The 10,810-nt window shown below is 66.0% G+C and carries 7 protein-coding genes; 4 read left to right on the forward strand and 3 right to left on the reverse strand.

The genetic code is table 11. The features are described 5' to 3' along the window. Window positions 1-5: 5 nt before the first annotated feature. Window positions 6-2,729, forward strand: coding sequence for a sensor histidine kinase (locus BDOA9_RS13030; protein WP_025034378.1), 2,724 nt, complete (start codon window positions 6-8; stop codon window positions 2,727-2,729). Next, complete coding sequence (locus tag BDOA9_RS13035; RefSeq protein WP_025034379.1) at window positions 2,726-3,415, forward strand: response regulator transcription factor; 690 nt, start codon at window positions 2,726-2,728, stop codon at window positions 3,413-3,415. Before BDOA9_RS13030 ends, BDOA9_RS13035 begins: the two co-directional genes overlap by 4 nt. 126 nt (window positions 3,416-3,541) lie before the next feature. Here BDOA9_RS13035 and ku read toward each other — a convergent pair whose 3' ends face one another. After that, window positions 3,542-4,420 (reverse strand): non-homologous end joining protein Ku, encoded by an 879-nt coding sequence (gene ku / locus BDOA9_RS13040; protein ID WP_025034380.1) that lies wholly within the window; start codon window positions 4,418-4,420, stop codon window positions 3,542-3,544. A gap of 118 nt (window positions 4,421-4,538) precedes the next feature. Here ku and ligD point away from each other — a divergent pair, with 118 nt between their 5' ends. Beyond that, window positions 4,539-7,214, forward strand: a complete 2,676-nt coding sequence (gene ligD, locus BDOA9_RS13045) for a DNA ligase D (protein WP_025034381.1) — start codon at window positions 4,539-4,541, stop codon at window positions 7,212-7,214. Between the two features lie 129 nt (window positions 7,215-7,343). Here the strand turns inward: ligD and BDOA9_RS36750 are convergent, their stop codons facing one another. Further along, window positions 7,344-7,508, reverse strand: a complete 165-nt coding sequence (locus BDOA9_RS36750) for a DUF3309 family protein (protein WP_082847817.1) — start codon at window positions 7,506-7,508, stop codon at window positions 7,344-7,346. A 179-nt stretch (window positions 7,509-7,687) separates the two neighbouring features. Here BDOA9_RS36750 and BDOA9_RS13050 point away from each other — a divergent pair, with 179 nt between their 5' ends. Beyond that, the gene (locus BDOA9_RS13050) at window positions 7,688-8,005 is read left to right on the forward strand and encodes a polyhydroxyalkanoic acid system family protein (RefSeq protein ID WP_025034382.1); all 318 of its coding nucleotides are present in this window, start codon (window positions 7,688-7,690) and stop codon (window positions 8,003-8,005) included. 2 nt (window positions 8,006-8,007) lie between these two features. Here the strand turns inward: BDOA9_RS13050 and treY are convergent, their stop codons facing one another. Continuing rightward, the gene (gene treY / locus BDOA9_RS13055) at window positions 8,008-10,809 is read right to left on the reverse strand and encodes a malto-oligosyltrehalose synthase (protein WP_025034383.1); all 2,802 of its coding nucleotides are present in this window, start codon (window positions 10,807-10,809) and stop codon (window positions 8,008-8,010) included. Window position 10,810 lies beyond the last annotated feature (1 nt).

The following is a 10,810-nucleotide window of genomic DNA, read 5'->3' on the forward strand; positions in this document are numbered from 1 at the left end:
GCAAGATGGTCCGAGAGCGCCGCGATCCCGAACAACGTCCGTCCCCGGAGGCCCTGCTGGAAGCGGCGCGCCGGGAGGAGAGCGCGAGCGGCAGGCTGAAGATCTTCGTCGGCGCCGCTCCCGGCGTCGGCAAGACCTACGAGATGCTGCAAAGCGCCCATGCCAAGCGCAAGGCCGGCGTCGATGTCGTGGTCGGGTTCGTCGAGACCCATGGCCGCGCCGAGACCGAGGCGCTGGTGCGCGGCCTCGAAGTGGTCCCGCGCAAGCGGCTGGACTATCGCGGCCAGATCGTCGAGGAGATGGACCTCGACGCGGTGATCGCGCGGCGGCCGCAGATCGCGCTGGTCGACGAGCTCGCCCATACCAATGCAGCAGGTAGCCGTCATCCCAAGCGCTATCTCGATGTCGAGGAGCTGCTCTCGCACGGCATCGACGTCTACACCGCTGTCAACATCCAGCACATCGAGAGCCTGAACGACGTCGTCGCCCAGATCACCCATGTCCGGGTGCGCGAGACCGTGCCGGATTCGGTGTTCGACCGCGCCGACGCGATCGAGCTGATCGACCTCACGCCCGACGACCTGATCCAGCGGCTGAAGGAGGGCAAGGTCTATGTGCCCAAGCAGGCCGAGCGGGCGCTGGAGCATTATTTCTCGCCGGGCAATCTCACGGCGCTGCGTGAGCTCGCCCTGCGCCGCACCGCCGAGCGGGTCGACGAGCAGCTGCTCACCCACATGCAGGCGAATGCGATTTCCGGGCCCTGGGCCGCGGGCGAGCGCATTCTGGTCTGCGTCAGCGAGGATCCGCGCGCAGCCGGCCTCGTGCGCTACACCAAGCGATTGGCCGACCGTTTGCACGCGCCGTTCACCGCGGTCTCGATCGAGACGCGGCGATCGCTGCAATTGTCCGACGAGGAGCGCGATCGGCTGGCCGACACGCTGCGGCTGGCGGAATCGCTCGGCGGCGAGGCGCTGACCATTCCCGCCGTCGGCCGCCGCATCGCCGACGACGTCGTCAATTTCGCGCAAGGCAACAACGTCACCCAGATCGTGATCGGCAAGTCGACGCGCTCGCGCTGGTTCGAGATGACGCGCGGCTCGGTCGTGCACGATCTGGTGCGACGTGCCGGCAATATCAGCGTTCACGTCATCCCCGGCAACGAGCTTTCCGGAGAGGCGGCGCCCAAGATGGCGGTGCAGACCGCCGCACGATCCGAGCCGTTCGATCCCTTGCCTTATCTCAAGGCGCTTGGAATCGTGCTTGTGGGTCTCGGCGCTGCCAAGCTGATCCAGCCCTATTTCGGCATCGAGAACGTCGATCTCGTGCTGCTGACCTCGGTCGTCGCGGTGGCTGTGCGCTACGGCCTGTGGCCCTCGCTGCTGGCCACGGTGGCGGCCTCGCTCTGCTATAATTTCTTCTTCATCCCGCCGATCTACACCTTCACGATCACGGACCCGACCAATGTCGCCGCCTTCGTGCTGTTCACGGTGGTGGCGATAATTGTATCCAATGTCGCGGCGCGCGTGCGCATCCAGGCCGACGCCGCGATCGGCCGGATCAGGATGACCGAGCAGCTCTATGCCTTCAGCCGCAAGCTCGCCGGCACGGCGACGCTCGACGACGTGTTGTGGGCCAGTGCCTACCAGATCGCATTGATGCTGAAGGTGCGCGTGGTGCTGCTGTTGCCGGACGAGGGCCTGCTGACGGTGAAATCGGGCTATCCGCCTGAGGACGAGCTCGACCAGGCCGACCTCGCCGCCGCCAATTGGGCCTGGAGCAACGATCGCCCAGCCGGCCGCGGCTCGGACACCTTGCCCGGCGCCAAACGATTGTTCCTGCCGATGCGCACCGGGCGCGGGCCGATCGGTGTGATCGGCATCGACAACGACCGCACCGGCCCGCTGCTGACGCCGGACCAGCGCCGGCTGCTCGATGCGCTGGTCGACCAGGGCGCGCTCGCGATCGAGCGCGTGCTGCTGGTCGAGGACATGGACCGCGTCAAGCGCACCGTCGAATCCGAGCGGCTGCGCTCGGCGCTGCTCACCTCGATCTCGCACGATCTGAAGACGCCGCTCGCCTCGGTGCTCGGCGCGGCCTCCACCATGCGCGACCTCGCCGGTGCGCTCTCCGACACCGAGAAGCGCGATTTGCTCGCCACCGTGATCGACGAATCCGAGCGGCTCAACCGCTTCATCGCCAATCTGCTCGACATGACCAAGCTCGAATCCGGCGCCATCGTGCCCAACACGGCACTGCACGATCTCGGCGAGATCGTCGGCAGCGCGCTGCGGCGCGCCAGCAAGATCCTGGCCGCCCACAAGGTCGAGCTGGTGCTGGCCGCCGACCTGCCGATGCTCCAGCTCGATGCCGTGCTGTTCGAGCAGGTGCTGTTCAACCTGCTCGACAACGCCGCGAAGTACTCACCGCCGGAGACCACGATCTTGATCCGTGGCCGACGTGACGGTGCCCAGGTCGTGCTCGAGGTCGCCGACGAGGGCGCCGGCATTCCCCCGGGCGAGCTCGAGAGCGTGTTCGACAAGTTCTATCGCGTGCAGAAGGGCGATCACGTTCGTCCCGGCACCGGGCTCGGACTTGCGATCTCCCGCGGCTTCGTCGAGGCGATGGGCGGCACGATCTCCGCCGCCAATCGCAGCGGGCGGAGCGGCGCGGTGCTCACCATTCGCCTGCCGGTTCCGGCACAGAGCCACGCATTGGATACCGCCGCATGAGCGCTGCTCCGATCAAGGTCCTGGTCATCGACGACGAGCCGCCGATCCGCAAATTGCTGCGGATGGGGCTGACGACGCAGGGCTACGACATCCTGGAGGCGCCGAACGGCAAGACGGCGCTGGAGAAGCTCGACGAGGAGCCGGCGCTGATCATCCTCGATCTCGGCCTGCCCGACATCCAGGGTCATGAGCTGCTCCGCACCATCCGCACCCGCAACGAAGGCGTGCCGATCGTGGTGCTGTCGAGCCGCGGCGACGAAGCCGGCAAGGTCCAGGCGCTCGATCTCGGCGCCGACGATTATCTGACCAAGCCGTTCGGCATGGAGGAGCTGCTGGCGCGCCTGCGCGCCGCGCTGCGCCACCAGCTTCAGGTCAAGGGCGAGCGCCCGGTGTTCCGCACCGGCGATCTCTCGGTTGATCTCGTCCGCCGCATCGTCAAGGTCGGGGATCGCGAGGTGAAGCTGTCGCCGAAGGAATATGACCTGCTGCGCGTGCTGGTGCAGCACGCCGGCAAGGTGCTCACCCACCGCTTCCTGCTCAAGGAGCTGTGGGACGAATTGACCGACGCGCAGTACTTGCGCGTCTATGTTCGCCAGCTCCGCCAGAAGATCGAAGCCGACCCGGAACGGCCGCAATACGTGCTGACGGAAACGGGGATCGGGTATCGGCTGAAGGCGGGGGAGTAGGCTCAGCTGTCATTCCGGGACGCGCCCCTTGGCGCGGGCCCGGAATCCATTTCTCCGCTCGTCACGCTTGGCATGATGGATTCCGGGCTCGATGCTTCGCATCGCCCCGGAATGACGGTGGGGTTGCTACCCCGCCTTCCGATGCCTTGCCGCTGTCCGGTGCGCCTTCTTCGGGGCGTGCCGCCGTCCGGTCGCGCGGCGCGCATGGGACTTCGCCGCATTCTTCTTACCGCCCTTCAGGCTCTGCTTCAGCGCGTCCATCAGGCTGACGACGTTGCTCGGCCGCTCCTCGGGCTCGGGGAGTGCGATCTTCTTGCCGCTGGCCTTGCGCTTCACCAGGGCCTTCAGCGCATTCTCGTAGTCGTCCTTGAACTTGCTGGGGTCGAAATGCGCCGCCTTGGTCTTGAGGATGTGGCCGGCAAGCTCGACCATGTCCTTGGTGATCTTCGGGCTCTTGATGTCGTCGAAGAACTGGTCCTCCTCGCGCAGCTCGTAAGGGAAGCGCAGCGTGGTGCCGAGCAGGCCCTTGCCGAGCGGCTCGATCGCCATGACGTGCTCGCGGTTGGTCAGAACGATCTTGGCGAGCGCGACGCGCTCCTGGTCCTTCATCGCGTCGCGGATCACCGCGAAGGCATCGACCGCCGCCTTGCCGTCCGGCGCGATGTAATAGGGATGGTTGAGAAAGCGCTGGTCGATCTCCTCGCGCGGCACGAAGCTCTCGATGTCGATGGTGTGATTGCTCTCGATCTGGACCGCCTCGAGCTCCTCCGGCTCGATCTCAACATATTTGCCCTTGCGCAGCTCGTAGCCGCGACCCTTCTGGTCGCTCTCGACGACGTCACCGGTCTCGGCATCGATCATCTGCTGCTTGAGACGGTTCCCGGTCTCGCGGTTGATCAGGTGAAACCGCGTCTTCTCGGCTGCGGTGGTCGCCGGATAAAGCACGACCGGGCAACTGACCAGCGACAGCTTCAACGTTCCCTTCCAATAGGCGCGCGGGGCCATTCCATTCTCCAGCGTTTTCAAGGCGTTTTGGAACCCCAACCGCCCCATCGGGTTTTGGTTCCGGGCGGGACTTTCGCCGTGATAGGCTTTGAGTGCCGAACGAGAAGCGGGACCGGTCGTGCTGCAAAAACTTTCCACGTATCGACAGAAGCGGGATTTCGAGAAGACGCCGGAGCCGTCGGGCAAGGCCGCCGTGGCGCCGTCGAAACAGCGGCGCTTCGTGATCCAGAAACACGATGCGAGCCGGCTGCATTACGATCTCAGGCTCGAATTCGACGGCGTGTTCAAGTCCTGGGCGGTGACGAAGGGGCCCTCGCTCGATCCCCATGACAAGCGGCTCGCGGTCGAGGTCGAGGACCATCCGCTCGATTATGGCGATTTCGAAGGCACGATTCCGGAAGGCCAGTACGGCGGCGGCACCGTGATGCTGTGGGACCGCGGCACCTGGGAGTCGGACGATCCGGAAGCCGGCTTCAGGAAGGGTGATCTGAAGTTCACCCTCCATGGCGACAAGCTGCAGGGAAGCTGGGTCTTGGTGCGGATGCGCAACCGCGGCGGCGAGAAGCGGACCAACTGGCTCTTGATCAAGCATCGCGACGAAGATGCGCGCGAAGGTAAGGACAACGATATTCTCGAGCAGGACAAGTCCGTTGCCTCCGGCCGCACCATGGAGCAGATCGCCGCGCGCAAGGGCCGCGCGCCGAAGCCGTTCATGCTGGCCAAGGGCACCAAGGCCAAGGCCGACGCAGTCTGGCAGTCCAATCGCGCCGAGGAGACGAAAGGGCGCACGGTGAGGCCGGCGCCGCGCACCGCGTTGAAGGCCGGCAAGGCGGCGAAGAAAACTGCAGCGGCCGCGACGAACGCCAGGAAGGTGTCGGCGATGCCGGACTTCGTGGCGCCGCAGCTCTGCACGCTGGTCGAGCGGCCGCCGGGCGACCAGGGCTGGTGCCACGAGATCAAGTTCGACGGCTATCGCGTCCAGCTCCGGGTCGAGGACGGCGAGGCGACGCTGAAGACCCGCAAGGGTCTCGACTGGACAGCCAAGTTCGCTTCCATCGCCGAGGAGGCGGCCGCACTGCCGGACGTGATGATCGACGGCGAGATCGTCGCGCTCGACCATAACGGCGCGCCGAACTTCTCCTCGCTGCAAGCTGCGCTGTCCGATGGCAAGACCGACGACCTGATCTTCTTCGCCTTCGACCTGCTGTTCGCCGAGGGCGAGGATGACCGGCGCCTGCCGCTCAGCGAACGCAAGGCCAGGCTGAAGCAGCTGCTCGACAAGCGCAAGCGCAAGTCGAGCCAGATCCGCTATGTCGAGCATTTCGAAAGCGGCGGCGATGCCGTGCTGCAATCGGCCTGCAAGCTCGAGCTCGAAGGCGTGGTGTCGAAGAAGCTCAACGCGCCGTACCGTTCGGGGCGCACCGAGAGCTGGGTCAAGTCGAAATGCCGCGCCGGCCATGAGGTGGTGATCGGCGGCTACAAGACCACCAACGGCAAATTCCGCTCGCTGATGGCAGGCGTGCAGCGCGGCGATCATCTCGCTTTCGTCGGCATGGTCGGCACCGGCTTCGGCGCGGACAAGATCAAGCGCATCATGCCCGCGCTGAAGGCGATGGAGACCAAGGAAAGCCCGTTCGGCGGCAAGAACGCGCCAAAGAAGACGCGGGACGTCCACTGGCTGAAGCCGGAGCTCGTCGCCGAGATCGAGTTCGCGGGCTTCACCGCCGACGGCAATATTCGCCAGGCGGCGTTCAAGGGCTTGCGGCAGGACAAGCCGGCCGAGGAGGTCGAGGCCGAGACGCCCGTCGATACCGAGCTCGCCGAGCCCCGGGCCAAGGCGGCGGCGCGCGTGAAGGCGGGCGGACGGTCGAAGCAGACCGTTCAGAATGCCGAGGTCATGGGCGTCGTCATTTCCAAGCCGGACAAGGAGCTCTGGCCGGATGACAGCGATGGCGGCGTCGTCACCAAGCTGGATCTTGCCCGCTATCTCGAAGCCGTCGGCGAATGGATGATCGTGCACCTCAAGGGCCGGCCGTGCTCGCTGATCCGCGCGCCCGACGGGATCAAGGGCGAATGCTTCTTCCAGCGCCACGCCATGCAGGGGACATCGAACCTTCTGGAGCTCGCGCGGGTCTCTGGCGACCGCAAGCCCTATCTTCAGATCGATCGGATCGAGGGGCTCGCCGCGGTGGCGCAGATCGGCGGCGTCGAGCTGCATCCCTGGAACTGCGCGCCCTATGCCTACGACACCCCGGGCCGGCTGGTGTTCGACCTCGATCCGGCGCCCGACGTGGAGTTCGCCGACGTCGTCGAGGCGGCCAAGGAGATGCGGCAACGGCTCGCCGACATCGGCATGGACAGCTTCTGCAAGACCACCGGCGGCAAGGGCCTGCACGTCGTGGTGCCGCTGCTTCACGGCGCGCGCGACAAGGTGAGCTGGAAGGAGGCCAAGGCCTTTGCGCAAGGCGTCTGCCAGTGGATGGCCGACGACGATCCCGAGCGCTATCTGCTCAACATGTCGAAGAAGCTGCGCAAGGGAAAGATCTTCCTGGATTATCTGCGCAACGACCGGATGTCGACGGCGGTGGCCCCGCTGTCGCCGCGCGCCCGCGCCGGGGCCACAGTCTCGATGCCACTGACCTGGGCGCAAGTGAAGAGCGATCTCGATCCCAAGCGCTATACGCTGCGCACCGTGCCGGGCCTGCTGGCGCGATCGAAGGCGTGGGAGGGTTACGACGATGCCGCCGCATCGATCAAGGCCGCGATGAAGAAGCTGGCGGGGAAGGTGAAGTAGGTCTGCTATTACGGCGGAGGTGTCGTAGGGTGGGCAAAGCGAAGTGTGCCCACCACCTTTTTCAACGGCGAGGAAGGTGGGCACGGCGCAAGAGGCGCCTTTGCCCACCCTACAAGATCTCCGCCGTCGCTAGATCCTACCCATCAGGATCAGGATCAGCAGAATGACGATGACGAGCCCGAGGCCGCCGCCGCCGTAATAGCCGGTGCCGTAGAACGGTCCGCCGCCGATGCCGCTGAAGCCGCCGAGCAGGGCGATGATCAAGATGATCAGAATGATCGTGCCGATTGTCATGCGAATCTCCTCCAGCCCTTTCTTGAAAGGGTCGTTGCACCTGTCCCTTATGCGGGGGCAACTTGCCGCAGGTTTTAAAGTTCCGGCCTTGCAACGCAGGCTCCGACTTCCACATGCATGGAACTTTCGCCCTGCCATCGGGCATGATGGAATGAGGGTCAGTCAGAAGAGGCAGGACCATGTCAGCACCGCTCGTCGTCTCGATTCCGCATCGCCTCGGCCGTGAGGAGGCGGTGCGCCGGCTCAAGACAGGGCTCGGCCGCGCCGCAGCGAGCATTCCCGTGATGCAGGTCGAGGAGGAGCGCTGGAGCGGCGACAGCATGGCCTTCCGCATCCGCGCGCTCGGCCAGATTGCGACGGGGCAGGTCGATGTCGGCGACGATCAGGTCCGGGTCGAGGTGGTGCTGCCCTGGCTGCTGCAGCGCTTTGCCGAGATGGCGCAGGCCACGATCAGGAAGCGCGGCCAATTGCTGCTGACCAAGGACGGGGAGAAGTAACGTCAGGCGCGCACGCGTTGCCGCGGCGCCCTGACGGAATTCGCCATTCGGGCCGTGATGACCGAGGCAGGACAGTCGCGGAAGGCCTGCGCGAGCGGCAAGTCGTTGCCCGCAAGGCTGGGCACGGCATAGCCCGTGATGTCGATGGTAGCGTCGATGGCGTCCGGTGCGGGCCATTCCCGGCCCGCCTGGGTGAACGGCGCGAAATGACGACCGACCACGACGATCGCGGCATCGCGGCCATGACGGCGCGCGAAGGCGATGACATGGTCGGCATGTTCGCCTCGCACCTCCAGCGGCTGGTAATCGCCCTGCGCGAAGACGTCGGCAAGCTCGTTGCGCAGCTTGAGCAGATGCCGCGTCCAGGCCAGCTTGAGCTTGCCGTCCGGCCAGCTCTCGATCAGGCCGCGCCAGTCCGGCGCTTCCAATGATGTCAGCGCCGCGTGGCGCGCGGCGAAATCGACCGGGCGGCGGTTGTCGGGGTCGACCAGCGACAGGTCCCAGAATTCGGTTCCTTGATAGAAGTCCGGCACGCCCGGCAGCGTCGCCTTCAGCGTGAGCTGGCTCAGCGAGTTCAACGTGCCGAGCAGCGCGACGCGGCGCGCTAGCGTCTGCAACGCCTCCAAGAATTCCGAGGACTTGGCGGGGTCGAGGATCTTCGCGACGAAGTCTCGGATGCCGTTCTCGTAAGTTTCATGCGGGTTGAGCCAGCTCGTCTCCTCCTTGCCCTCGCGCGCGGCCTTGAGCGCATAGGCCTGGATGCGCTCGACGAAGCCGGCATCGGCCGGCTCCTCGAGCGGCCAGGCGCCGAGCAGGGTCTGGTAGAGCATGTATTCGAACGTCGCCGACGGCGCGCGGAAATTGCCGTGCAGCGTCAGATGCGGCGCGTTCAGCACCTTCCAGCGCGCCACCGCGCTGGTCCATTCGCCGGGAATCTCGCTGAGCGATGCGATGCGCGTGCGCGCATCCTCGCCACGCTTGGTGTCGTGGGTGGCGGTTGCCGTCATGCCTTGCGGCCATTCCCTGGCGCGGGCCTGCATCGCCTGGTGGAAGGCGGGAACGGTGAGGCCGGTGCTGGCGGGGTCGCCGCCGACCTCGTTCAGCGCCAGCAGCCGGTGGAATTGATAGAACGCGGTGTCCTCCAGCGACTTCGCCATCATCGGGCCGGTGAATTGCTGCACCTTCAGTGCGAAGCGGCGCACGCGCGGGGCGCTGTGCGGCGGACGGCCGGGCTTGAGCAGGTCCATGGTCAAGGCATCGCGCAGGAAGTCGAAAATGCCTTCGTCGGCGGCGAACCAGTCGCGGCGGGCGCGCGCTATGGTGTCGTCGATCAGCTTGCGGTCCGGTGCGGTCGGGCCGCTATGCGTCAGGTAGGTGCGATAGACCGGGAAATGCAGCACATAGAGCTCGAGCGCCTGCCGCAGGCTGTCGGCCGAGAAGTCGCGCGTCGAATAATGGCCGTTGGCGATGCGCGCAAGCAGGCGCGTCAGCACGGTGAATTCGCTGGTCAGCAGCGTCTCCAGCACGCGACGCTTGGCATCCTTGACGTAAGGCGCCAGCCGCGGCGGCCGGTTGCTGATCTGCCGCCAGGTCTCGTCCAGCGCCTCCAGTCCCCTGGGATCGATCAGCACGTGGGTGATGACGTTCATCCATTCATAGCCGGTGGTGCCCTGGACGCCGGCGAAATGCGGCAGGCGCTCGTGCTCGCACAGGATCTTCTCGATCACGGTGTAGAACGGCTTTGCATTGCCCTGGGCGGTGCTGCTTTGGGCGTCGCGCACCAGGCGGCGCAACCGCTGGCAATATTGCGCGGGGTCGCGCAGGCCGTCGATGTGGTCGAGCCGGATGCCTTGCAGCTTGCCCTCTGCAACGAGCTGCTTGACCAGGCGGTGGGTGGCGGCGAACGTGCTCGCGTCCTCGACGCGCAGGCCGGCGAGCCCGTTGACGTCGAAGAAGCGGCGATAGTTGATGTCGCTGGAGGCGAGCCGCCAGTGACCGAGCTTGTAGTGCTGGCGCTCGAGCAGGTGATGCAGCGCGAGCGTCTGCGCCGGGCGGTCCTTGGCGGCGCGATAGGCGGCAAGGCCTCGCGCGATGAGGTCGCCGGCGCCTGCGATCTCCTTCAGCTCGGACTTGAAGGCAGGAGCTTCCTTGCGATTGGGCCGGCGCAATCCGGTGTAGCGTGCCGCGAGCGCGAGCAGGTGCTTGCCCGGCTCCGTGTCCGCCGCGTCCGCCTCCTTGACGATCATCCGCAATATCTCGCCGTAGCGTTCCGGGGCGACAGGCAGGCGATGCTCGAAGTACCAGGCCGAGAAACTTCCTTCATTGGGGTCGTAGCGAAGCTCGATATCGCCGCCCTCCAGCGCCTCGCCATAGGACGCGCCGAGGATCGGCAGCAGCACGCCGCCGCGGGCGCGAAAAGCCAGTTGATCCCAGTCGATGTCGAAAGAGACGGCGTGCGGCGACGCCTGGCCCCATTCCAGCACGTCGAGCCACCAGGGGTTGTCGGCGAAATGCACGCCGACATGGTTGGGGACGAAATCGATGATGAGCCCGAGATCGTGCTGCTGAAGCGCATCGCTCAGCCGCGCAAAACCGGCCTCGCCGCCCAGCTCGGGGTTGAACTGGCCGTGATCGACGGTGTCGTAGCCATGGCTCGAGCCCTTGCGGGCCTTCATGACCGGCGACGCATAAAGGTGGGTGATCCCCAGCGCCTTGAGATAGGGCACGACCGCGGCAGCCTTGTCGAAATCGAAATCCGCAGTGAGCTGGAGCCGGTAGGTCGCGAGCGGAATGGCGGGAGGCATT

Source organism: Bradyrhizobium sp. DOA9 (assembly GCF_000617845.2).
In the GTDB taxonomy this organism is placed as follows: Bacteria; Pseudomonadota; Alphaproteobacteria; order Rhizobiales; family Xanthobacteraceae; genus Bradyrhizobium.